General features: G+C 64.9%; 18 protein-coding genes and 1 tRNA gene. 16 read left to right on the forward strand and 3 right to left on the reverse strand.

Annotated elements, in window-relative coordinates; all coding sequences use genetic code 11:
* Positions 1–253 precede the first annotated feature (253 nt).
* Positions 254–1,639 carry an ATP-binding protein gene (locus AC1DBQ_RS11625; protein WP_476928645.1) on the forward strand — a complete coding sequence of 462 codons (1,386 nt, stop codon included), beginning with the start codon at positions 254–256 and terminating at the stop codon, positions 1,637–1,639.
* 80 nt (positions 1,640–1,719) lie between these two features.
* Positions 1,720–2,352 (forward strand): LuxR C-terminal-related transcriptional regulator, encoded by a 633-nt coding sequence (locus AC1DBQ_RS11630; RefSeq protein ID WP_476928660.1) that lies wholly within the window; start codon positions 1,720–1,722, stop codon positions 2,350–2,352.
* 82 nt (positions 2,353–2,434) lie between these two features.
* Here the strand turns inward: AC1DBQ_RS11630 and AC1DBQ_RS11635 are convergent, their stop codons facing one another.
* Entirely contained in the window at positions 2,435–3,652 is a 1,218-nt protein-coding gene (locus AC1DBQ_RS11635) for a pyridoxal phosphate-dependent aminotransferase (protein WP_476928646.1), read from the reverse strand.
* A gap of 277 nt (positions 3,653–3,929) precedes the next feature.
* Here AC1DBQ_RS11635 and AC1DBQ_RS11640 point away from each other — a divergent pair.
* From AC1DBQ_RS11640 to AC1DBQ_RS11685, 10 genes are all read left to right on the forward strand, one after another.
* Positions 3,930–4,002: transfer RNA gene (locus AC1DBQ_RS11640), tRNA-Trp, on the forward strand.
* 79 nt (positions 4,003–4,081) lie between these two features.
* Positions 4,082–4,366, forward strand: coding sequence for a preprotein translocase subunit SecE (gene secE, locus AC1DBQ_RS11645; RefSeq protein WP_116765337.1), 285 nt, complete (start codon positions 4,082–4,084; stop codon positions 4,364–4,366).
* Positions 4,367–4,479: 113 nt separating this feature from the next.
* A complete protein-coding gene (gene nusG / locus AC1DBQ_RS11650) occupies positions 4,480–5,340 on the forward strand; it encodes a transcription termination/antitermination protein NusG (protein ID WP_476928647.1) in 861 nt (286 codons plus the stop codon).
* A gap of 130 nt (positions 5,341–5,470) precedes the next feature.
* Complete coding sequence (rplK, locus tag AC1DBQ_RS11655) at positions 5,471–5,902, forward strand: 50S ribosomal protein L11 (protein WP_476928648.1); 432 nt, start codon at positions 5,471–5,473, stop codon at positions 5,900–5,902.
* A gap of 185 nt (positions 5,903–6,087) precedes the next feature.
* Entirely contained in the window at positions 6,088–6,795 is a 708-nt protein-coding gene (gene rplA, locus AC1DBQ_RS11660; RefSeq protein WP_476928649.1) for a 50S ribosomal protein L1, read from the forward strand.
* Between the two features lie 218 nt (positions 6,796–7,013).
* Entirely contained in the window at positions 7,014–8,156 is a 1,143-nt protein-coding gene (locus tag AC1DBQ_RS11665) for a GNAT family N-acetyltransferase (protein ID WP_476928650.1), read from the forward strand.
* Positions 8,157–8,309: 153 nt separating this feature from the next.
* On the forward strand, positions 8,310–9,419 hold the full coding sequence (locus AC1DBQ_RS11670) for a GNAT family N-acetyltransferase (protein ID WP_476928651.1): 1,110 nt from the start codon (positions 8,310–8,312) through the stop codon (positions 9,417–9,419).
* Between the two features lie 342 nt (positions 9,420–9,761).
* Entirely contained in the window at positions 9,762–10,352 is a 591-nt protein-coding gene (gene rplJ, locus AC1DBQ_RS11675) for a 50S ribosomal protein L10 (RefSeq protein ID WP_476928652.1), read from the forward strand.
* 77 nt (positions 10,353–10,429) lie between these two features.
* On the forward strand, positions 10,430–10,807 hold the full coding sequence (gene rplL / locus AC1DBQ_RS11680; protein WP_091251969.1) for a 50S ribosomal protein L7/L12: 378 nt from the start codon (positions 10,430–10,432) through the stop codon (positions 10,805–10,807).
* A gap of 263 nt (positions 10,808–11,070) precedes the next feature.
* The gene (locus tag AC1DBQ_RS11685; protein WP_476928653.1) at positions 11,071–12,924 is read left to right on the forward strand and encodes a bifunctional metallophosphatase/5'-nucleotidase; all 1,854 of its coding nucleotides are present in this window, start codon (positions 11,071–11,073) and stop codon (positions 12,922–12,924) included.
* A gap of 138 nt (positions 12,925–13,062) precedes the next feature.
* On the opposite strand, the gene AC1DBQ_RS11690 is transcribed toward AC1DBQ_RS11685, so the two are convergent.
* Together AC1DBQ_RS11690 and AC1DBQ_RS11695 are read right to left on the reverse strand one after the other, a co-directional pair.
* Positions 13,063–13,551 carry an aminoacyl-tRNA deacylase gene (locus AC1DBQ_RS11690; protein WP_476928654.1) on the reverse strand — a complete coding sequence of 163 codons (489 nt, stop codon included), beginning with the start codon at positions 13,549–13,551 and terminating at the stop codon, positions 13,063–13,065.
* Between the two features lie 81 nt (positions 13,552–13,632).
* Entirely contained in the window at positions 13,633–14,832 is a 1,200-nt protein-coding gene (locus tag AC1DBQ_RS11695) for an acetyl-CoA C-acetyltransferase (RefSeq protein WP_476928655.1), read from the reverse strand.
* 463 nt (positions 14,833–15,295) lie between these two features.
* Here AC1DBQ_RS11695 and rpoB point away from each other — a divergent pair, with 463 nt between their 5' ends.
* The 4 genes from rpoB to AC1DBQ_RS11715 all read left to right on the forward strand — a co-directional run.
* The gene (gene rpoB, locus AC1DBQ_RS11700; RefSeq protein WP_476928656.1) at positions 15,296–18,811 is read left to right on the forward strand and encodes a DNA-directed RNA polymerase subunit beta; all 3,516 of its coding nucleotides are present in this window, start codon (positions 15,296–15,298) and stop codon (positions 18,809–18,811) included.
* Between the two features lie 102 nt (positions 18,812–18,913).
* Entirely contained in the window at positions 18,914–22,813 is a 3,900-nt protein-coding gene (locus AC1DBQ_RS11705; protein WP_476928657.1) for a DNA-directed RNA polymerase subunit beta', read from the forward strand.
* Positions 22,814–23,361: 548 nt separating this feature from the next.
* Positions 23,362–23,736 carry a 30S ribosomal protein S12 gene (gene rpsL / locus AC1DBQ_RS11710; RefSeq protein WP_476928658.1) on the forward strand — a complete coding sequence of 125 codons (375 nt, stop codon included), beginning with the start codon at positions 23,362–23,364 and terminating at the stop codon, positions 23,734–23,736.
* Between the two features lies 1 nt (position 23,737).
* On the forward strand, positions 23,738–23,982 hold a 245-nt coding region (locus AC1DBQ_RS11715; RefSeq protein WP_476928659.1), incomplete at its 3' end, for an uS7 family ribosomal protein.

Below are 23,982 nucleotides of genomic sequence, written 5' to 3' on the forward strand. Positions count from 1 at the left end.
GGGTTGGTCGTCGGCGGGAAAGTCCGTGGCGGGCTCGGCTGCGGCGGGAAGGTCCGGGCCTGGTTGATCCATAGGCTGCCGGTCTGCGGAGGACCGGCCTTCATCGGGGTGCGGAGTGTGCGGGTTCATACTTCGATCCTTCCCGCTTCCGGTGCCGCGCTCTACTGGGGAACACCCTGAACGGTCCCTGAGCGGCCCCCGGTTAGGCCCGAAAAGACGTCCGGGGACCCCCGATCCGTGCTTGGATTGAAGCATGACAACCCCGCCCGTCCGCCCGCCGCTGGTCCGCAGCAGCGACCGCGTGATCGCCGGCGTTTGCGCGGGCCTCGCCAACCACCTGGGCTGGCCGGTGCGCATGGTCAGAATCGGTATGCTGGTGGYCGCGCTCGCAGGCGGCGCCGGGGTGGCCTTCTACGGCTGGCTCTGGATCATGGTTCCCACAGCGGATGAAAGCGCCAGGCGCAGTGCCCGCCGTCCGGCGTCGCCCATCGCTCCGGCAGTAAGTGCCCCGGGTATGTCCAGCACCGCCGAGGTCTCCGGAGTTCCCGGCTCCCCGCAAAGCGCCGGGAGTGCAGAAGCCGCCGGCGGCGCGGGGCAGGGGTCCTGGCGGTCCAAGGTGCCCGGCATGCCCTTCGGCAAGGAGATCCTGCTGGGCGCAGGCTTGTTGCTTGCCGCCGGAATCCTGATCGCCCGGCTCCTCGGTGTTGACGTGCCTTTGGGCACCCTGATTCCGGTAGCGGCGATCCTGGGCGGCGCTGCGATCGCCTGGATGCAACTGGATGAGACCCGCCGGGCGGGGCTCGTGGACAAGACCAAGGCGGATCAGGCCGGCGGCTGGGCGCGGCTCGCAGCCGGGCTCGCCCTCGTGGTGGCCGGCGTGTTGGTGATGGTGTCCGGCTCAGGGTCGTGGGAAGAGACCTGGCTGGCGCTCCTGGCCTCGGTGGCGGTGCTCGGCGGCGTGGCCCTTGTGCTGCTGCCCTGGGGATTGAAGTTCTGGCGCGACCTGGAAACCGAGCGCGCGGGGCGTGTCCGCGCCACCGAACGCGCCGAGATCGCCGCCCACCTCCATGACTCTGTACTCCAGACCCTCGCCCTCATCCAGCGCCGTGCTGGCAATGAGCACGACGTCATCCGGCTGGYCCGCGCCCAGGAGCGGGAGCTGCGGGGCTGGCTGTACCGCGATGCCGACAAGGAATCCGGCCAGCTGTCCGAAGGCATCGAGGCCGCCGCTGCCGAGGTCGAAGACACCCTCGGACACGCTGTCGAAGTGGTCAGCGTGGGCGACTGCGTCATGACCCAACGCCACGAGGCCCTCGTCCAGGCGGCCCGTGAAGCCATGCTCAACGCCGCCCGTCACGGCGGCGGCACCGTCTCCGTCTACCTTGAAGTCACCGACGACGCCGCGGAAGTCTTCGTCAAGGACCGGGGGCCGGGCTTCGATCCGGAGTCGGTTCCCCCGGACCGGCTCGGCGTGCGCGAATCGATCATCGGGCGGATGAACCGCCACGGCGGCACCGCCGCCATCATCAGCAKCCCGGACKGCACCGAAGTACGGCTCAGGCTGCCCGTCACCGCCGCCGCATCTGCCGGAACTGCCGCGGCTGCCGCCAATAACAGCAACGGAGAGGCCAAACCGTGACCATCCCAGCCCCGGGAGACCCCGCAACCGGAAACCCGGCACCAGTGAACCCCGCAGCCGGAAACCTATCCCCGATCCTCGTGGTGATCGTGGACGACCACGCCATCTTCCGCTCCGGGTTGAAGGCGGACCTGGACCCGGACATCGTCGTCGCGGGCGAGGCAGGCACCGTGGAAGAGGCAATTGCCGTCATCGCAGCCCGGCGTCCCGACGTCGTGCTGCTGGACGTCCACCTCCCCGGCGGCCGCGGTGGCGGCGGCCGTGAGGTGCTGGCCGGCTCGGCGCCGCTGCTGGCCACCACACGGTTCCTGGCGCTGAGTGTTTCGGATGCGGCGGAAGATGTGGTGTCCGTGATCCGGGCGGGCGCGCGCGGCTATGTCACCAAGACGATTTCCGGACCGGAGATCAGCGGCGCCGTCCGCCGCGTGGCCGGCGGCGACGCCKTCTTCTCGCCACGGCTGGCAGGCTTCGTCCTGGACGCGTTCGGCACGGCCCCGGCGGACATTGCCGACGACGAACTGGACAAGCTTTCGGCGCGGGAGCTCGAGGTGATGCGCCTCATCGCCCGCGGCTACAGCTACAAGGAGGTGGCCAAGGAACTGTTCATCTCGATCAAGACAGTCGAAACCCACGTCTCGGCCGTCTTGCGCAAACTCCAGCTCTCCAGCCGCCACGAGCTGACCCGCTGGGCCGCCGAACGCCGCCTCCTTTAACCCAGGGATGCGCTATCACTTGTGGTGGCCTCGCCGGGGGCAAAGCAACCACAAGTGACAGAGCATCGGGGGGGTGGGGCTGCTATTTCGCCTTGCCGAGKAAGTCCTGCAGGCGGGCGACGCCCGTGGCCAGGTCTTCGTCCCCCAGCGCGTAGGAAAGGCGCAGGTAGCCGGACGGGCCGAAGGCCTCGCCGGGAACCACCGCCACCTCGACCTCGTCCAGGATCAGCGCCGCGAGTTCGGCAGAGGTGGCCGGCCGCGCGGGACCGTTCGCCGAGGGGAACTCCTTGCCCAGCAGCGCGCGGACGTCCGCGTAAACGTAGAAGGCGCCCTTCGGCGTCGGGCATTCAACTCCGTCAATAGCGTTCAGGCCCGCGACGATCGCCTTGCGGCGGCGGTCAAAGGCCACCTTCATCTCATCGACGGCGGTCAGCGGCCCGGACACGGCGGCGAGGGCAGCAATTTGCATGATGTTGGAGACGTTCGACGTCGCGTGGGACTGCAGGTTGGTGGCGGCCTTGATGACGTCGGCGGGGCCGATCATCCAGCCCACGCGCCAGCCMGTCATGGCGTAGGTCTTGGCGACGCCGTTGAGGATGACCACCTTGTCGCCCAGTTCGGGGACGGCCGTGGCGATCGAGGTGAACGGCACGCCGTCGTACGTCAGGTGCTCGTAGATCTCGTCGGTGACAACCCACAGGCCCTTGGACGCCGCCCACTGGCCGATCGCCTTGACCTGCTCCTCGGAGTACACGGCGCCRGTGGGGTTGGAGGGGGAGACGAAGAGGAGGATCTTCRTGCGGTCCGTCAGGGCGGCTTCCAACTGGTCCACCGTGACCAGGTATTCCTGCTCCGGGCCGGCGAAGACCTCCACCGGCACGCCGCCGGCCAGCCGGATGGCCTCCGGGTACGTGGTCCAGAACGGGGTGGGAACAATGACCTCGTCGCCCGGATCCAGGAGGGTGGCGAACGTGTTGTACACGGCCTGCTTGCCGCCGTTGGTCACCAGCACCTGTGATGCCTCGGCCTTGTAGCCGGAATCCCGGAAGGTCTTCTCCGCAATGGCCTGCTTCAACTCCGGCAGCCCGCCCGCAGGGGAGTAGCGGTGGTACTTCGGCTGGCTCGCGGCCTCGATGGCGGCCTGCACGATGTAGCCGGGGGTCGGGAAGTCGGGTTCCCCGGCACCGAAGCCGATGACCGGCCGGCCGGCTGCCTTCAGCGCCTTCGCCTTGGCATCGACGGCCAGAGTGGCGGATTCGGCTATGGCGGAAATGCGCTGGGAAATGCGGGCAGCAGACATGGGCGGGTCCGTTCTTCGCTTGCAGCTGGAAGGCTGGATGTGGGATTCGACGGAATCTACTCTATGCTGTTCACCGGATCCCCCGCGGTGCCGGAACGGAAATGTGACTGACGGCTGTCAGTTGGTTTTGACGGTCACGCAGGGGGCCGGAAGAGGGCCGGTTCGACGTAGGCGCAGTTCTTGCGTAGACTGGTTCTMCGGTGTTGAAAACACGATGATGGCCTGCGCCTCAGGGAAGCCTGCGGAATGCATCGGCCGGAGCGGATTTTAGCCCCGAAGGGTAGTGGCGCAATTGGTAGCGCAGCGGTCTCCAAAACCGCAGGTTGCAGGTTCGAGTCCTGTCTGCCCTGCGCATGCTGTTCCGGATCATCCGGAACCAGCGCAGCAACCATGGTTCAGTTCAGAGCCGGGTATCCGATCATTGCGAGGATGAGTGAGGACCAGGTGACCGAAACGGCTGCCAGCAGCTCCAAAGGCCGCCCCGCCAAGAATGCCGCCAAGCCCGGCTTCTTCGCTCGCATCGCGATCTTCATCCGCCAGGTCATTGGCGAACTGAAGAAGGTCGTCGCACCAACCCGTAAAGAACTGATCAACTACACGCTCGTGGTGCTGGTGTTCGTGATCATCATGATGGTGATAGTCACCTTGCTGGACCTGGCCTTTGGGACCGCAGTCAGCTGGGTCTTCGGCGGCAGCGCCCCCACGGACCGCTAAGGCGACCGGTCCGCAGACTGCGTGGATGCCCCGGGAAACCGGAGATTCCGCGGGGTGTGCGGAATTGAGTCATTTAAATAGGCATGTTAGGCAATGAGGAAGCAGGAGACCAAGTGTCTGAGCAGGAGCTCGAGGTAACTGAGACTGGGCTGGATAAGAGCCAGGACGCCGTGGTGGAAGCCGCGGAAGAGTCCGCGGCTGTGTCTGCTGCACCCGAATCCGACGTCACTKACGAGGCCGTAGCCGCGGAAGAAGACGCTGAGGCAGCAGTTGCCGCCGACGTCGACGCTGAAGAAGACACCGACGCTGACGCCGAAACGGGCGACGCTGAAGAAGACACCGACGCGCTGGCAGCCGCGGCCGCCAAGGCCGACGTCGACCCCGCCGAAGAGTTCAAGGCCAAGCTGCGCCGTCAGGAGGGTGACTGGTACGTCATCCACTCCTACGCAGGCTACGAGAACCGCGTCAAGGCCAACCTTGAGACCCGCATCCAGACCCTGGACATGGAAGATTACATCTTCGAAATCCAGGTTCCGATGGAGGAAGTCGTTGAGATCAAGAACGCTCAGCGCAAGGTCATCAACCGCGTCCGCATCCCCGGCTACGTCCTGGTCCGCATGGACCTGACGGACGCTTCCTGGGGCGCCGTCCGCCACACCCCCGGCGTCACCGGCTTTGTGGGCAACGCCCACAACCCGGTCCCGCTGCGCCTCGATGAGGTCTTCTCCATGCTCGCCCCGGTCTTCGAAGAAGAGCAGGCCGAGAAGGGCAAGCCCGTCAAGCACGCTGCCGCCCAGGTGGACGTCGACTTCGAGGTTGGCGAGTCCGTCATCGTCAAGGAGGGCCCGTTCGAGACCCTTCCGGCCACGATCTCCGAGATCAAGATCGATTCCCAGACCCTCGTGGTGCTGGTGTCCATCTTCGAACGCGAGACTCCGGTCACGCTGGCGTTCAACCAGGTCAGCAAGATCTAACTGGACCACAAGAATTCGCCCCGTGACTGCCCGCTTAGCAGCCACGGAGCGGCCGGCCGCCTTGCCATGGCGGCCACCAACCTGAGGCACGCTCCTGTGTCCCAGGACGTATTTGAGAGAAGGACCTACATTGGCTCCCAAGAAGAAGGTCACCGGCCTCATCAAGCTGCAGATCCAGGCAGGTGCCGCTAACCCGGCCCCGCCGATCGGTCMTGCGCTTGGCCAGCACGGTGTCAAYATCATGGAATTCTGCAAGGCGTACAACGCTGCGACGGAAGCCCAGCGCGGCAACGTGATCCCCGTGGAAATCACGGTCTACGAAGACCGTTCCTTCACGTTCATCACCAAGACCCCGCCGGCTGCAGAGCTCATCAAGAAGGCTGCAGGCGTTGCCAAGGGTTCACCGACCCCGCACACCGTCAAGGTTGCCAAGCTKACCCAGGCTCAGGTCAACGAGATCGCCACCACCAAGATGGAAGACCTCAACGCCACGAGCCTCGAAGKCGCAGCGAAGATCATCGCCGGCACCGCCCGCTCCATGGGTATCACCGTCGAGGGTTAATTCCCCACCGCTGATGCGCCGGGTTCGGAAAACCGATCACGACGCCGGTCAGCACCGCCGGTCCGCCGGCAACACCTAAACATTGAAAAGCGGAATTCCGGGATGGATAAACCAGCCGGGATGCCGCCTGTGGCAGGGCCCAGCGCGGTCCGCAGACCACAACTGCACAAGGAGAAATAAGCAGCATGGCAAAGCGCAGCAAAGCATATGAGGCAGCCGCGGCCAAGATCGACGCGGAGAAGTTCTACGCGCCGTTCGAKGCAGTGACGCTCGCCAAGGACACCAACCCGTCCAAGTTCGACKCCACCGTTGAGGTCGCTTTCCGCCTGGGCGTTGACCCGCGTAAGGCCGACCAGATGGTCCGCGGCACCGTTAACCTGCCGCACGGCACCGGTAAGGTTGCCCGCGTCCTCGTCTTCGCAACGGGCGACAAGGCTGAGGCAGCAATCGCTGCCGGCGCCGACTTCGTTGGTTCCGATGACCTGATCGAAAAGATCGCAGCCGGCTGGACCGACTTCGACGCCGCCGTTGCCACCCCTGACCTCATGGGCAAGGTTGGCCGCCTCGGTAAGGTCCTGGGTCCGCGTAACCTGATGCCGAACCCGAAGACCGGCACCGTGACCGCTGACGTCGCCAAGGCTGTCAACGACATCAAGGGCGGCAAGATCGACTTCCGCGTCGACAAGCACTCGAACCTGCACTTCATCATCGGCAAGGTGTCCTTCGACGCCGTCAAGCTGGCCGAGAACTACGCGGCCGCTCTGGAAGAGGTCCTGCGCCTCAAGCCGTCCGCGTCCAAGGGCCGCTACATCCAGAAGGCCACCGTGGCCACCACGTTCGGCCCGGGCATCTCGGTTGACCCCAACGTCACCAAGGTCCTGACCGAGGTCTAGTCCTCACCGGATCCACGGCGTCGCCAGCTTCAGGGCGTCACCAGTTCCAGCGAAAGGCCGTCCCGCAACTGCGGGGCGGCCTTTCGCCGTATCCGGCGCGGAAATCCCCTCGTGCGTCCGGAAACTTCGTGCCCCGCGGAAACCAGGTGCCGCCCGGAAAGGCTTGGAGCCGGCCGGAAAGGCTTGGCGCCGCCCGGGCCGCCGGTTAGGATTTCCCGGTGACTACGCCGCCGTACCTCATCGAGCAGCTTTCCCTGCCCGCGGGCCTTGATGCCGCTGACCCTGGCATCCCGGACCCTGATGCCGCTGACGTGGGGGAGTTCCGTGAATTCGTGGATCTCTGCGACGAGCTCGCCCTGCAGACCTGGGGAAACCTGGACCGTTCAGCATCCGAGGCGGCCCGGCTCCAGTACTGGCGGGACAACCMCTACAGCCGGCTGCGGCTCTTCTTCATCCGGGTCGACGGGTGCATGGTGGCCCGCTCATGGATCCGTTACGAACTGCAGGAAAACCTCAGCAGTGCGCTCCTGCACGTGAACGTTCTCGATTCCTTCGCSGGCCGCGGGATCGGCCGGGCACTGCTGCAGCACGCCGAAGCGCTGGCCGCCGGCGACGGCCGGACCATACTTCAGACGTTCACGGAACACCCGGCCGATTTCGACGTCGACGGTCCGAACCTCATCAAGCCAGCCACCGGGACCGGGGCGCTTCCGGCCGGTGCGTCCGGCGTCCGGTTCGCCGGGCGGGCCGGTTACCGCCTGGAGCAGGTGGAACGCTTCAGCGCCCTGGAGGTCCCGGCGGCGGCGGACCTCGATGCTCTGGCGCGGGACGCCCTGACCCGCGCGGGGGACTACGAACTMCTGCACTGGAGCGATTCGTGCCCGGAGGACGATGCCGCCCAGTTGGCCGTGCTGATGTCGCGCATGAGCACCGACGCCCCCACCGGCGCGCTCAGCTACGAGCCGGAAACGTGGGACGTCGCGCGGGTACGCCACGTCGAGGACACCTGGCGGCGGGCCGGCCTGTCCTCCCTCGTCGCGGCGGCGCGGCACCGGGCCACCGGTGAGCTCGCCGCCTACACGGTCCTTCAAGTCGCCGCCGACAAACCCWGGCTGGCCAGCCAGGACGACACCCTGGTCGCGGCCGGCCACCGGGGCCACCGGCTGGGCATGCTCGTCAAGATCCTCAACCTGCGCCGGCTGCGTGACGGCTATCCCGAGGTGCAGCGGGTCATCACCTTCAATGCCGCCGAGAACGACCACATGCTTGGTATCAACATCGCACTGGGCTTCAAGCCGGCGGGGTACGACGGCGAATGGCAGCGCTCTGTTGTGGCGGCCGGTAACGGCACGCCGAACTGAACCCCGCGGCGGCCGGACGCCCGCGGGTCCGGAAACTGGCCCGCGTCACCAATGGAACAGCAGCCCAAACCAGCATATGCTGGCGGTTGAAAGCCCGGTCTGAACCGGGCCGTACCGATGGCGGGTGGCAGAACGGCTGGGATGATGCCCTCTATGGCAGACGATGTACGGATTGAGCAGCTGTGGATCCCCGATTCCCTCGACGCGCCCGATGCCGCTGACTTTCTCGCCGCTATCGAAGTGKGGCGAAGGGTCAGGATGCAGACCTGGGGTACCGACGACCTCGCCTACGCGCCGCAGGAGAAACTGCTGGAGATGGCGGACCCCTACGAACGCCAGGTGATCCTCGTGGCCAAGGTCGACGGCGTGATCGTCGGGACAGCGGACATCGCCCTGCCCCTCGTGGACAACCTGGACCTTGCCGAATTTACCCTCGACATCCTTCCGGAATACCGGCGCCGGGGTGTGGGGCGGCAGCTGCTCGAGGCCGCAGAGCATTTCGCCCGGGACGAGGGCCGCCACACCATCCTGATCGACACCAACCATCCGGGATCGACGCTGACGGACYCGGAGGCCGAGCAGCTGGTGCCCGGCAGCGGTGTCGGGTTTGTCCCGCTGGGAAGCCGCGACGTCGAGTTCGCCCGCCACACCGGGTACACTCTGCAGCACATTGAACAGTTCAGTTCCTGCGCCCTGCCCCTGGACAGCAAGCTCGTCGCCGAACTGGAGGCGGAGGCCGAGGAATCCAATGCCGGCCGGTACCGCCTGCACCACTGGACGGACCGCTGCCCGGACCAGTGGCTCGAGGCAGTCGCCGCCCTGGAGAACCAGGCAGGCGAGGACGAAGTGCCGGGGCCGGATGCCGAGGAGATGGTGTTCGACGGCGGCATCCTCCGCGAAGCGGAGGAGGTGACCATTGCCCAGGGCCGCCGGACGGTGGTGACCGCCGTCGAGCACATCGCCAGCGGAACTCTCGTGGGACTGACCACCATCAGTGTCCTCGCGCTGCGCCCCGACGTCGTGTTCCAGGATGACACTGTGGTGCTGCAGGAACACCGCGGCAACAAGCTCGGCCTGCTGATCAAGGTCGCTAACATGGAGCGGCTCAGCGAACAGTTCCCGGACGCGCGGGTCCTCTACACCTGGAACGCCCCGGAGAACCGCTACCTGCTGAAGGTCAACCAGCAGCTGGGGTTCACTACAGCGGGCGTGACCGGTCTCTGGCAGAAGGAACTTCCCAACTTCGGCCCGTCCGTCAGCTGAGGGCCGGCTCGTGCGCGCTGATCCTCGTGCCGGGCTCCCGAGCGGGCCCGATTTGGAGCACGCGCACGGTGTCCCGTAAGCTGGGAGGACCAAAGACCGTCGGTTGTTGGAAATCCACTCTCCCAAGCAAGACTCACTTCTGCAGTCGCGCCGGGAGAAGACAGTAGGTTTCCGGACGAAGGACCCTGAACATAGGGCGGCCGGCGCAGGTKAACGAAGCAAAGCTCCGCGGTCATGGACTGCGTCGAGACAAGCCCCGTGCATCTGCGCGGGGCGTTTTTAGTTTTTAGCTCACCTGAGCGGGGACCCGGACACACCGGCACTATCCCCGGAAGGAGGGTTATGGCAACGCCTAGCAAGGTTTCAGCAGTAGCTGAGATCACTAACGATTTCAAGGAATCGACCGCCGCTGTCCTGACCGAATACCGTGGGCTCACCGTTGCACAGCTCAAGCAGCTGCGTGTTTCTCTCGGCCAGGAAACCAAGTTCTCGGTCGTCAAGAACACCCTGACCGCTATTGCAGCCAAGGAAGCTGGTGTCGAAGCATTCGACGGTCAGCTCGCCGGCCCCACTGCAATCGCGTTCATCAAGGGTGACGCAGTTGCCGCTGCCAAGAGCCTGACGGATTTTGCCAAGGCCAACAAGCAGCTGGTCATCAAGACCGGTTACTTCGAAGGCAAKGCACTGAACGCCAGCGAAGTTGCTGCCCTGGCAGCACTCGAGTCCCGTGAGCTGCAGCTCGCCAAGGTTGCAGGTGTCCTCAAGGCTCCTGCTGCCGCTGCTGCACGCATCATCGACGCACTGCGCCTCAAGCTTGAAGAAGAGAACGGTGCACCGGCAGCAGCCGAAGCACCCGCCGCTGAAGAAGCTCCCGCAGCAGATGCAGCAGCCGAGGCCGCACCGGCCGAAGCCGCAGCCCCCGAAGAGAACTAACTCTCTTCTCCATAAGACTCCGGTGCGACAGCGGGCCTCAGGCCCGCCGGGCACCACTATAGGAAGGACGCCACACCATGGCGAAGCTCACCAACGAAGAGCTCATTGAAGCTTTCAAGGAACTGACCATCATCGAGCTCTCCGAGTTCGTCAAGCTCTTCGAAGAGACCTTCGAAGTTACCGCTGCTGCTGTTGCCGTTGCCGGCCCCGCCGGTGGCGCTGCTGCTGAGGAAGCCGAAGAGAAGACCGACTTCGACGTCGTCCTCGAAGCTGCTGGCGACAAGAAGATCGCAGTGATCAAGGAAGTTCGCGCCATCACTTCCCTGGGCCTCAAGGAAGCCAAGGACCTGGTTGACAGCGCTCCCAAGGCTGTTCTCGAAGGCGCCACCAAGGAAGCTGCCGAGAAGGCAAAGGAGCAGCTCGAGGCTGCCGGCGCCACCGTTACCCTCAAGTAACGTTMGCCGTCCGGATCCTTCGCGGTCCRCACTGCTTCACGGGAACCCCGTCCACTCCGGTGGGCGGGGTTTCCTGCGTTCCCGGGCCGAACTCCGGGACKGGTTGGCGGGATCGATGGACAGAACCCGTACCTCCGGGCGCCGTGTGAACGGAGTGCAAGGATTAGGCAAAGATTTTCTGATACCCCTGTCGCACTTGCTGGCGCGTCCCTAGACTGTGGATTTGTGCCCACCGGCCCCCAACGCTCAGGAGTTCACCCACAATGACGGACCCTCACGATTCCTTCTCCCGCCGCGCCATGCTCACAGCAGCCCTCGTGGGCGGTGGCGCCGCCGCTGCCGCGCTGGCCGGAGCCCCGGCAGCGCAGKCCGCCGGCAAACAATCAGAAGTGGGCCAGCCCGGCGGCAAGAAACAGTTCACCCTGACCGTGCTCGGCACCACCGATCTGCACAACAACGTCTTCAACTGGGATTACTTCAAGAACACCGCCTAMGCCGACACCGCCGGAAACAAGATCGGGATCGCCCAGGCAGCCACCCTGATCCACGCCATGCGGGCCGAGCGCGGCGCCGCGAACACGCTGACGATCGACGCCGGGGACACCATCCAAGGCACGCCACTTGCCTACTACTTCGCCAAGATCAACCCCATCTCCGCAACCGTGAAACACCCCATGGCGCTGGCCATGAACACGATCGGCTACGATGCCGTGGGGCTGGGCAACCACGAGTTCAACTACGGCATTCCGCTCCTGCGCACCTGGGAGAAGCAACTGAACTTCCCGCTCCTGGGCGCTAACGTCCACGACGCCGTCACAGGCGGCCGTGCCTTCACCCCCTACGTCCTCAAGCGGGTCAAGACGGACAACGGCTGGCTRACGGTCGGCCTGGTCGGTTTCGTGACGCCGGGGTGCGCGCTCTGGGACCGCGACAACGTCCAGGGAATGCTTGACTTCAACGGCATCGTCGAAGAGGCCAAAACAGTCATCCCGCAGGTCAAAGCCGCCGGCGCCGACATCGTGATCGTCACGAGCCACTCCGGCGCGACACCCGGATCATCCTACGGCGACGCCCTGCCCTTCCCGGAGAACGCTTCCACCCAGCTCGCCGAGGAAGTCCCCGGCATTGATGCCATCCTGGTCGGGCACGCCCACCTGGAAATCCCGGAACGCTTTGTCACCAACAAAGCCACCGGCAAGCAGGTCCTCCTGACCGAGCCGCTCAAATGGGGCATGCGGGTGTCCGTCATGGACCTCGAACTCGCCAGGGAGAAGGGCCAGTGGACCGTCACGTCGGCACATTCGCTCCTGCTGGACGCCAAGACGGTCGACGCCGATCCCGCCGTCGTCCGGGCCGTTCAGGCCGGGCACGAGGCCACGGTGAGTTACGTCAACGAGGTGATCGGCACTTCCACGGCCCCGCTCAGCACGGCCACCGCCTGCTGGGAGGACTCCGCCGCGATCGACGCCATCAACTACGTCCAGGCCAGCACCATCAAGGCCGAGTTGGCCAACGGACCCGCGGCGGGGCTGCCCGTGTTGTCCATTGCGGCGGCATTCTCCCGTGCCGTCGACGTCAAGGCCGGACCGCTGACCATCCGCGACGTCGCAGGGCTGTACATCTTCGACAACACCCTGCTCTCCATCAAGGTCACCGGTGCCCAGGTCAGGGACTACCTGGAGTGGTCCGCCCAGTACTTCAAACCGGTGACCGGCACCACGGCTAGGGCCGCKGACGTCACCAACGCCGTGACCGCCGTGGCCCCGAACGGCACACCGGACTATAACTACGACGTCGTCTACGGACTCGACGCTCCGCTGAACTATGAGATCGACCTCGCCCGGCCGGCAGGGGACAGGATCGCCAATCTGAGTTACGGCGGCCAGGCGCTGCGGCCCGAGCAGGAATTTGCCCTGGCCATTAACAACTACCGGCAAAGCGGCGGCGGGAACTTCCCGGCCGTCAAGACCGCTCCGGTGCTCTCGAACAGCCAGCAGGAGATCCGGCAGCGCATCATCGACTACGTGGTGGACCACGGCACCCTGGATGTTGCCGTGTTCAGCCAGGCCAACTGGCGGCTCACCGTCAACGGCGCGCCGCTCACGGTCACGGCCTGACGCCAGCGCAACAGCGTCGACTGCTCCGTAACTGCCGTTTTCAGCACGCATAAGGGCAGTTACGGAGCAGTCGACGTGTCAGGCACCGCCGGGCCGGGCGTTGTTGTTAACCCGGCTGGGCTAGTTGGGTTGGTTCGGCTAGCCGGGTTMGGTGATGTCCGCGACGACGGCCCCCAGGKCCGCCGTCAGGGCGTCCGCGTCGACGAACGCGCTGTAGCCGTGTTCCCCGGCTCCCATGGAGATCCGCCGGCCCGTGATGGTCTGGTCGGCGTAGACCGGCCACGGCCGGGTGCTGCCGAGCGGCGTAATGGTCCCGCGCTCGTAGCCGGTGGCCTCGAACGCCGTTTCCGCCGTCGGGAGCGAGAGCTTGTTGACTCCCAGCAGTGCCCGCAGCTTGGGCCAGGAGATCTGCCGGTCGCCCGGAATGAGGGCGAACAGGAAGCTGCCGTMCTTGTGCTTGACCACGAGCGATTTCACGATATCCGCGGGCCGGATCCCCAGGATGCCGGMCGCTTCCTCGAGGCTGCGGGCAGCGAGGCGTTCCACTATCTCGACGTCCAGGCCCCGGGCCGCGGCATCGGCCAGGAACCGCTCGCGGCCACCGCCGTTTGATGTCTGCTCTGCCATGCCCGCCAAAATCCCTCCCCGGAACTCCTGACCCGGCGGTTGCCGGGTCAGTCGCACTTCAGCCCTTGTCGCACTTCAGCCCTAGTCGCGGTACAGCAGCAGTGCCTCGCCCTGGCCGCCGCCGCCGCACAGGGACACGGCGGCCTTGCCGGTGCCCCGGCGTTTGAGTTCGTGGGCCGCGTGGAGGGCCAGCCGCGCGCCGGAGGCCCCGATCGGGTGGCCGAGGGCGATCGCCCCGCCGTGGATGTTGCACCGCTCCAGCGGGTAGCCGAGATCCTTCAGGGACTGCACGGCCACGGAGCCGAACGCCTCATTGATTTCGATGAAGTCGAGGTCGGCGACCGTCCACCCGGCCTTGTCCAGGGCGCTCCTGATGGCGTTGGACGGCTGGGAGTGCAGCGAGTTGTCCGGCCCGGCGACCTGCCCGGGCTTGCCGACCACGGCGAGGTACTCAAGCCCGTTGTCCTCGGCGAACTTCCGGCTGCACAGCACCAGGGCGGCAGCGCCGTCGGACAGGGGAGAGGAGTTGCCCGCGGTGATGGTCCCGTCCGTGACGAACGCCGCGCGCAGGYCGGCCAGCGACTCAACCGTCGTGTCCGGCCGGACGCCTTCGTCGGAGGTGACGGCGATAGGGTCGCCCTTGCGCTGCTTGACGCTCATCGCGGCGATCTCGCCGTCGAAGACGCCGTCCTTGGCGGCCCGGGCGGCGCGCTGGTGCGACTGCGCCGCGACCTCGTCCTGGGAAGCCCGGTCGATGCCGARGGTCAGGTTCTTGCTTTCCGTCGAGAGGCCCATGGACTGCCCGTCGAAGGCGTCGGTGAGGCCGTCGTGCGCGGCCACGTCCAGGGCCTGGACCGTGCCGTACGCCCAGCCCTGCCGTGAGCCGGGCAACACGTGCGGGGCGCGGGTCATGGATTCCTGGCCGCCGGCCACCACCACGGTGGCGTCGCCGCTGCGGATCATGCKGGCGGCATCGATCACGGCGGTGAGGCCCGAGAGGCAGACCTTGTTGATGGTCACCGTGGGGACGTTCCAGCCGATGCCGGCGCCGATGGCGCTCTGGCGGGCCGGKTTCTGGCCCGCCCCGGCCTGCAGGACCTGGCCCATGATCACGCTGTCCACCTGGTCCGCCCTGACGCCGCTGGCGGCCAGGGCGGCCTTGATGGCATGGGAGCCGAGTTCGACGGCGGTGAAGCTGGCCAACTGCCCGTTCAGGCGCCCCTGGGGGGTTCGGGCGGCGGCGAGGATGACAACGTCGTTGTTGTCTGCAGGATTGCTCATGGTCTTCTCTTCCGATCTACGACGGCTTTATGACGGCTTACTGTCTACGTTATCGTGAGCCCCATCACCTATCCATTCGGCCCGGGGCCGCACCGCGGCATGACACCGGCCGGACGCCGGGGGAGCGGCCGCACAGCCTCTGCACAGCGTCCTCTGTGCAACATTCGAGCAACATCCGCCAAACTTCGTGCTTGCAATCCCGCCGGAAGTGGGGTAGACAAGTAGGTTGCTTTGCCGTATCGTAGATATTTGCGTCTTCCCTGTTTACCTTCAGCCTTCATATAGCGGTGGGCTTAGCCTGACAGCTGCTCMATCAATGTGCCGTCTACAACGTGCACCAGCGTGGGCAGCGCGGGTCCCGGGTCATATAGCGGAACCGGACTGGTAGCACTGTGGAGTCATTCTGCAGGGTGCATAACGGGGGAGATCTGACAACGCCTGAAGGTCTGTGGAAGGATCCCTCTTGGTCGCCTCGAGCACCTCTAATGTAAACAACGCTACCGCTATCAATGCCGACAGCACCGATGGTGCCACTCGCCGGCTCTCATTCGCAAAGATTCACGAACCTCTTGATGTTCCGAATCTGCTCGCCCTGCAAACGGACAGCTTTGACTGGCTGGTCGGAAACGAACGCTGGCAGGCGMGCGTGGCGAAGGCCGTCGAAGAAGGCGACCTCAGCGTCGCCACCACCTCGGGTCTGTCTGACATCTTCGAAGAGATCTCCCCGATCGAGGACTTCCAGGGCACCATGTCCCTGAGCTTCTCCGAGCCGGAGTTCGCTGACCCCAAATACACCATGGCCGAGTGCAAGGACCGGGACGCAACGTACTCGGCTCCGCTGTACGTCAAGGCCGAATTCATGAACAACAACACGGGCGAAATCAAGCAGCAKACCGTGTTCATGGGTGACTTCCCGCTGATGACCGAGAAGGGCACCTTCGTCGTCAACGGCACCGAGCGTGTCGTTGTGTCCCAGCTGGTCCGCTCCCCGGGCGCCTACTTCGAGCGCACCGCCGACAAGACCAGTGACAAGGACATCTTCACTGCGAAGATCATCCCCTCCCGCGGCGCCTKGTTCGAACTTGAAATCGACAAGCGCGACCAGGTCGGCGTGCGTCTCGACCGCAAGCGCAAGCAGTCCGTCACCGTGCTGCTGAAAGCCCTCGGCTGGACCGAAGGTCAGATCCTCGAGGAATTCGGCCAGTACGACTCCATGCGCGCGACGCTGGAGAAGGACGCCACCGAGACCCGCGAAGACGCGTTGCTGGACATCTACCGGAAGCTGCGCCCGGGCGAGCCGCCCACGGTTGAGGCTGCCCAGTCCCTGCTGGACAACCTGTACTTCAACTCCAAGCGCTACGATCTGGCCAAGGTTGGCCGTTACAAGATCAACCGCAAGCTTGGCATCGACCGCTCCCTTGGCGACAAGGAAGCTTCGGTCCTGCAYGTTGAAGACATCGTGGCCATGATCAAGTTCCTGGTTGCCCTGCACGCCGGCGAGAAGACCCTCATGGGCAAGCGCGACGGCCAGGACCACGAGCTCCGCGTCGAGATCGATGACATCGACCACTTCGGCAACCGCCGCATCCGCGCCGTCGGCGAGCTCATCGAGAACCAGGTCCGCACCGGCCTGTCCCGCATGGAGCGCGTTGTCCGCGAACGCATGACGACCCAGGACGTCGAGGCCATCACGCCGCAGACCCTGATCAACATCCGTCCCGTTGTGGCAGCCATCAAGGAGTTCTTCGGAACTTCCCAGCTGTCCCAGTTCATGGACCAGAACAACCMGCTCTCGGGTCTGACCCACAAGCGCCGCCTGTCCGCGCTTGGCCCGGGTGGTCTGTCCCGTGACCGTGCCGGTATGGAAGTCCGTGACGTGCACCCGTCCCACTACGGACGTATGTGCCCCATCGAAACTCCTGAAGGCCCGAACATTGGTCTGATCGGTTCGCTGGCCTCCTACGGACGCATCAACCCGTTCGGCTTCATCGAAACCCCGTACCGCCTTGTCTCCGAGGGCGTCGTTTCCGATGAGGTCAAGTACCTCACCGCCGACGACGAAGCCGAGGTCCTGATCGCTCAGGCCAACGCCCCGCTCGACGAGAACAAGCGTTTCGCCGAAGAGACCGTCCTGGTCCGTGCCCGCGGTGGTGGAGGCGAGCCCGTTCTGGTTCCCGCCGCCGACGTCGAGTTCATGGACGTTTCCCCGCGCCAGATGGTGTCCGTGGCAACCGCACTGATCCCGTTCCTCGAGCATGACGATGCTAACCGTGCACTCATGGGTGCCAACATGCAGCGCCAGGCCGTGCCGCTGGTCCGCTCCGAGGCGCCGTTCGTCGGCACCGGCATGGAGCGCGCCGCCGCCGTCGACGCCGGTGACGTCACCATCGCGAAGAAGGCCGGTGTGGTCACCGAGGTTTCCGCCGAGCTCGTCATCATGCTCAACGACGACGGCACGGAAACCAACTACCGCATCAACAAGTTCGCCCGCTCCAACCAGGGCAACTGCTACAACAACCGTGTCCTGGTGAACGAAGGCCAGCGTCTGGAGGTCGGCGGCATCATCGCTGACGGCCCGGCGACGGACCAGGGCGAGCTCGCCCTCGGTAAGAACCTGCTCGTGGCATTCATGTCATGGGAAGGCCACAACTTCGAGGATGCCATCATCCTGTCCCAGCGCATCGTGGCCGAGGACGTACTGTCCTCCATCCACATCGAGGAGCACGAGATCGATGCCCGCGACACCAAGCTTGGTGCCGAGGAAATCACCCGTGACATCCCCAACGTGTCTGAGGAAGTCCTGGCAGGCCTGGACGAGCGCGGCATCATCCACATCGGTGCCGAAGTTGAGGCCGGCGACATCCTGGTCGGTAAGGTCACCCCCAAGGGCGAAACCGAGCTGACCCCGGAAGAGCGCCTGCTGCGCGCCATCTTCGGTGAGAAGTCCCGCGAAGTGCGCGACACCTCCTTGAAGGTCCCGCACGGCGAGTCCGGCACCGTGATCGGTGTCCGCGTCTTCGACCGCGACAACGACGACGAGCTGCCCCCGGGCGTCAACCAGCTGGTCCGCGTGTACGTGGCCGCCAAGCGCAAGATCACCGACGGCGACAAGCTCGCCGGCCGTCACGGCAACAAGGGMGTTATCTCCAAGATCCTTCCGATCGAGGACATGCCCTTCCTTGCCGACGGTACCCCCGTTGATATCGTCCTGAACCCGCTGGGTGTTCCGGGCCGTATGAACGTCKGCCAGGTGCTCGAAACGCACCTCGGCTGGGTTGCCAAKACCGGTTGGAAGATCGAAGGCGAGCCCGAGTGGGTCAAGCAGCTGCCGAACCTGCCGCGCGAGAGTGGCCAGACCACTGTTGCAACGCCGGTCTTCGACGGTGCTCGTGAAGAGGAAATCACGGGCCTGCTCGATTCCACCAACGTCACCCGCGACGGCGACCGCCTGATCAACTCCTCAGGCAAGACCCGTCTGTTCGACGGCCGCTCCGGCGAGCCGTTCCCGGATCCGATCTCGGTCGGCTACATKTACAYCCTGAAGCTCCACCACCTGGTGGACGACAAGATCCACGCACGCTCCACCGGCCCGTACTCCATGATCACGCAGCAGCCGCTGGGTGGTAAGGCACAGTTCGGTGGCCAGCGCTTCGGTGAAATGGAAGTGTGGGCGCTCGAAGCTTACGGCGCCGCCTACACGCTCCAGGAACTCCTSACGATCAAGTCGGATGATATCCACGGTCGCGTGAAGGTCTACGAAGCCATCGTCAAGGGCGAGAACATCCCCGAGCCGGGCGTTCCTGAGTCCTTCAAGGTCTTGATCAAGGAAATGCAGTCGCTGTGCCTGAACGTGGAAGTGCTTTCCACGGACGGAACCACAATTGAAATGCGTGACTCTGATGACGCAGTCTTCACGGCTGCGGAAGAACTGGGCATCGATCTGTCTCGTGCAGAGCCCAGTTCCGTAGAAGAGGTTTAGCAGGCTTCCGACGGCGGGCGGTTCCCGTCCGTCGTCGGAGTCCTCCCTCTTCCCGTAACCCAAGACTTCAGAATTTAGAGAACAAGAGAGAACAGGGACCATATGTCCAGCGAATCCTCCTTCGGCCTCATGCAGATCGGCCTCGCCACCGCGGAAGACATCCGTGGCTGGTCGTACGGCGAGGTTAAGAAGCCGGAAACCATCAACTACCGCACGCTCAAGCCCGAKAAGGACGGCCTCTTCTGCGAGAAGATCTTCGGCCCGTCCCGCGACTGGGAATGCTACTGCGGCAAGTACAAGCGCGTGCGCTTCAAGGGCATCATCTGCGAGCGGTGTGGCGTTGAAGTCACCCGCGCCAAGGTCCGCCGTGAGCGCATGGGCCACATCGAGCTGGCCGCCCCGGTCACGCACATCTGGTACTTCAAGGGCGTTCCCTCCCGCCTGGGCTACCTCCTTGACCTGGCACCGAAGGACCTCGAAAAGGTCATCTACTTCGCCGCCTACATGATCACGAGCGTCGACGCCGACAGCCGCCACGAAGAACTGCCCAACCTCCAGGTTGAGCACGACATCGAGAAGAAGCAGCTGATCGACAACCGCGACTCCGACATCGCCACGATCGCCCGCGACCTCGAAAACGAGCTCGCGCGCCTCGAAGGCGAAGGCGCCAAGGCTGCCGACAAGAAGAAGGCCCGCGACTCCGCTGACCGCCAGATGGCGAACGTCCGCAAGCGTGCCGACGCCGAAATCGAGCGCCTCGAGCAGGTCTGGGACMGCTTCAAGAACCTTAAGGTCGCCGACCTCGAAGGTGACGAAGGCCTGTACCGCGAACTGCGCGACCGCTACGGCATGTACTTCGAAGGCTCCATGGGTGCCGAGGCCATCAAGAAGCGTCTTGAGAACTTCGACATGCAGGCCGAGTCCGACATGCTGCGCGACATCATCGCCAACGGCAAGGGCCAGCGCAAGACGCGTGCCCTGAAGCGGCTCAAGGTGGTCAACGCCTTCCTGACCACCAACAACAGCCCGCTCGGCATGGTGCTGGATGCCGTCCCGGTGATCCCGCCGGAACTGCGCCCGATGGTCCAGCTGGACGGTGGCCGCTTCGCGACCTCCGACCTCAACGACCTCTACCGCCGCGTGATCAACCGCAACAACCGTCTCAAGCGCCTGCTTGACCTCGGTGCCCCGGAGATCATCGTCAACAACGAGAAGCGCATGCTTCAGGAAGCTGTTGACAGCCTCTTCGACAACGGCCGCCGCGGCCGTCCGGTCACCGGACCGGGCAACCGCCCGCTGAAGTCCCTGAGCGACATGCTCAAGGGCAAGCAGGGCCGTTTCCGCCAGAACCTCCTCGGCAAGCGCGTCGACTACTCCGGCCGTTCGGTCATCGTCGTCGGCCCGCAGCTGAAGCTGCACCAGTGTGGTCTGCCCAAGCAGATGGCCMTGGAACTCTTCAAGCCGTTCGTGATGAAGCGCCTGGTTGACCTCAACCACGCACAGAACATCAAGTCGGCCAAGCGGATGGTGGAGCGTTACCGCCCGCAGGTCTGGGACGTCCTCGAAGAAATCATCACCGAGCACCCCGTGCTGCTGAACCGTGCACCTACCCTGCACCGTCTCGGCATCCAGGCGTTMGAGCCGCAGCTCGTCGAAGGCAAGGCAATCCAGCTTCACCCGCTGGTTTGTGGCGCCTTCAACGCCGACTTCGACGGCGACCAGATGGCAGTCCACCTGCCGCTGAGCCCCGAAGCCCAGGCCGAGGCACGCATCCTGATGCTGTCCTCGAACAACATCCTGAAGCCGTCGGACGGCCGCCCGGTGACCCTGCCGTCGCAGGATATGATCATCGGTCTCTACCACCTGACCACCAAGCGTGTCGGTTCAGCTGGCGAAGGCCGGATCTTCTCCTCGGTTGCGGAAGCCATCATGGCCTACGACCTCCACGAGCTGCACCTGAACTCCAAGGTCAAGATCCGCCTCGAGGGCTTCGTGCCCTACGCCGGCTGGGAAGCCCCGGAGGGCTGGGAGCCCGGTCAGACCGCACTGGTGGAGACCTCCCTCGGGCAGGTCATCTTCAACCAGACGCTGCCCGCGGACTACCCGTGGGTTGAGGATGTTGCCGACAAGGGCGAGCTGTCCCGGATCGTTAACGACCTCGCCGAGCGCTACCCGAAGGTCGTCACCGCGGCAACGCTGGACAACCTGAAGGATGCCGGTTTCTACTGGGCCACCCGCTCAGGCGTMACCGTTGCCATCTCSGACATCGAGGTGCCCAAGTCCAAGCCGGCGATCCTTGCCGGTTACGAGACCATGGCTGCCAAGATCCAGGGCCAGTACGACAAGGGCCTGATCGACGACGACGAGCGTCGCCAGGAACTGATCGAGATCTGGAACAAGGCCACGAACGAGATCGCCCAGGCGATGCGTGACAGCCTGTCCCCGATGAACACCATCAACCRCATGGTGTCCTCCGGCGCACGTGGTAACTGGATGCAGGTCCGTCAGATCGCGGGTATCCGTGGCCTGGTGGCCAACMCGAAGGGTGAAATCATCCCGCGTCCGATCAAGTCCTCCTACCGTGAGGGCCTGTCGGTGCTGGAATACTTCATCGCCACGCACGGTGCCCGTAAGGGTCTGGCTGACACCGCCCTGCGTACTGCCAACTCGGGTTACCTGACCCGTCGTCTGGTGGACGTCTCGCAGGACGTCATTGTCCGCGAAGAGGACTGCKGCACCGAGCGCGGCCTGGTGACCGCTATCGCGGTGGCTGACGCCAACGGTGAGCTCGTCCTGGACGAGAACGTCGAGAACAGCGCCTACGCCCGCACCCTGGCCGTGGACGTCCTTGACGCCTCGGGCAAGGTCCTGGCAGCGGCCGGCACCGACTGCGGCGACGTCGTCATTGCCGAACTGTTCGCAGCCGGCATCACCGAGGTCAAGGTCCGCTCCGTACTCACCTGTGAGTCCAGCGTCGGCACCTGCRCCCTGTGCTACGGCCGTTCGCTGGCCACGGGCAAGACCGTCGACATCGGTGAGGCAGTGGGCATCATCGCCGCACAGTCCATCGGTGAGCCGGGCACTCAGCTGACCATGCGTACGTTCCACACCGGTGGTGCAGTTTCCGCCAGCGGCGGCGACGACATCACCCAGGGTCTGCCCCGTATCCAGGAGCTCTTCGAAGCCCGTACTCCGAAGGGTGTTGCACCGATTGCTGAAGCAGCCGGCCGCATCGCCATCGAAGAGTCCGAGCGCCAGATGCGCCTGGTCATCACCCCGGATGACGGATCCGAAGAGATCGCCTACCCGGTGCTGCGCCGTTCACGTCTGCTCATCGAAGACGGCGATCACGTCAGCGTCGGCCAGAAGCTCATCAACGGCCCGGTCGATCCCAAGCAGGTGCTGCGCATCATGGGTCCCCGTGCCGCGCAGAAGTTCCTGGTGGACGAAGTCCAGGGCGTGTACCGCAGCCAGGGCATCGGTATCCACGACAAGCACGTCGAGGTTATCGTCCGCCAGATGCTGCGCCGCGTCACGGTCATCGAGTCCGGTGAATCGGATCTGCTGCCCGGCGAGCTTGCCGAACGCAGCCGTTTCGAAGAGGCCAACCGCCGCGTTGTGTCCGAGGGCAAGACGCCGGCTTCCGGCCGTCCCGAGCTCATGGGCATCACCAAGGCGTCCTTGGCGACCGAGTMCTGGCTGTCCGCAGCTTCCTTCCAGGAAACCACCCGCGTCCTGACGCAGGCGGCCATGGAAGGCAAGAGCGATCCGCTGCTCGGCCTCAAGGAAAACGTCATCATCGGTAAGCTCATCCCGGCCGGCACGGGTCTCCCGCGCTACACCGAGGTCACCGTGGAACCCACTGAAGAAKCAAAGGCCAACCTGTTCACCGGCCCCAGCGCATTCAGTGACTTCTCCTACGACACCCTGGGCGGMGACGGAGCTCCCGAGTTCCACGCCATCCCGCTRGATGACTACGATCTCGGCAGCGACTTCCGCTAACGGGCAGGGCGGGCCCTTGCGTGTCGCGTTCCGCGCCACGTAGGGACCCGGCCGCCCTGCCCTGGCAGTTCAGAGCCTGCCCGATGGGATGGTCCCTCACCGCAAGGTGGGGGACCATCCCGTTTTAACCCGTTGACTGCTCCGTTATCGCCCTTTTGAGTCCCCAAAACGGCGATATGGGAGCAGTCGATGTCGGGAAGCGGCCGACGTCGGGCGGACGCCYAAACCCCGCCGATTAAGGGCTGGGAGCCGCCCGTGGTAGACTGGAGACTAATTGTTATTGTGGCAGTGGATGAGTGCGMCGGTTGCAGCTGAAAAGCTTAACCAGGACGACGTTTCCGGTTTGCAGGGTTCTTGTGCAACGTATGCCACATTTTCGCATGCCTAGGGGCAATTTGGGTCGAAAGTCCTTGGAGCCCGGCGTGCGGTCCGACTATTAAGGCTTCGCCTCAGCTGCTCTGGAGAGAACTTCAAGGCTCGGGCGGCGAGGCGCAGCGACAAGAGAGCGTCCGCCAACGGCCGCTCCGGATAAAACGGAGAACACGAGAGTGCCTACGATTAACCAGCTGGTCCGCAAGGGCCGCAYGCCTAAGGTCAAAAAGACCAAGGCCCCCGCGCTTAACGGCAGCCCGATGCGCCGCGGTGTTTGCACCCGCGTTTACACGACGACCCCGAAGAAGCCGAACTCGGCTCTGCGTAAGGTTGCACGTGTGCKCCTCAACGGTGGCATTGAAGTCACCGCTTACATCCCCGGTGTAGGCCACAACCTGCAGGAGCACTCCATTGTGCTCGTTCGCGGCGGCCGCGTGAAGGACCTTCCGGGTGTCCGCTACAAGATCGTCCGTGGCGCCCTCGATACCCAGGGTGTCAAGAACCGTAAGCAGGCCCGCAGCCGCTACGGCGCAAAGATGGAGAAGAAGTAATATGCCTMGCAAGGGTCCGGCCCCCAAGCGGCCGCTAGTTCTAGATCCCGTTTACGGCTCCCCGCTGGTTACCCAGCTCATCAACAAGGTGCTGGTTGACGGCAAGAAGTCCACCGCAGAGCGCATCGTTTACGGTGCCCTCGAAGGTGCTCGCGCCAAGTCCGGCGGCGACCCCGTTGCAGCCCTCAAGAAGGCCATGGAGAACGTCAAGCCWTCGCTTGAGGTCCGCTCCCGCCGTGTTGGTGG

Source organism: Arthrobacter sp. 10T413_2 (assembly GCF_056394205.1).

What these genes read in the sequence shown, in the direction of transcription:
- secE (WP_116765337.1), top strand. Translation starts at nt 4,082, where the DNA reads ATGAGTGAGGACCAGGTGACCGAAACGGCTGCCAGCAGCTCCAAAGGC.
- rplL (WP_091251969.1), top strand. Translation starts at nt 10,430, where the DNA reads ATGGCGAAGCTCACCAACGAAGAGCTCATTGAAGCTTTCAAGGAACTG.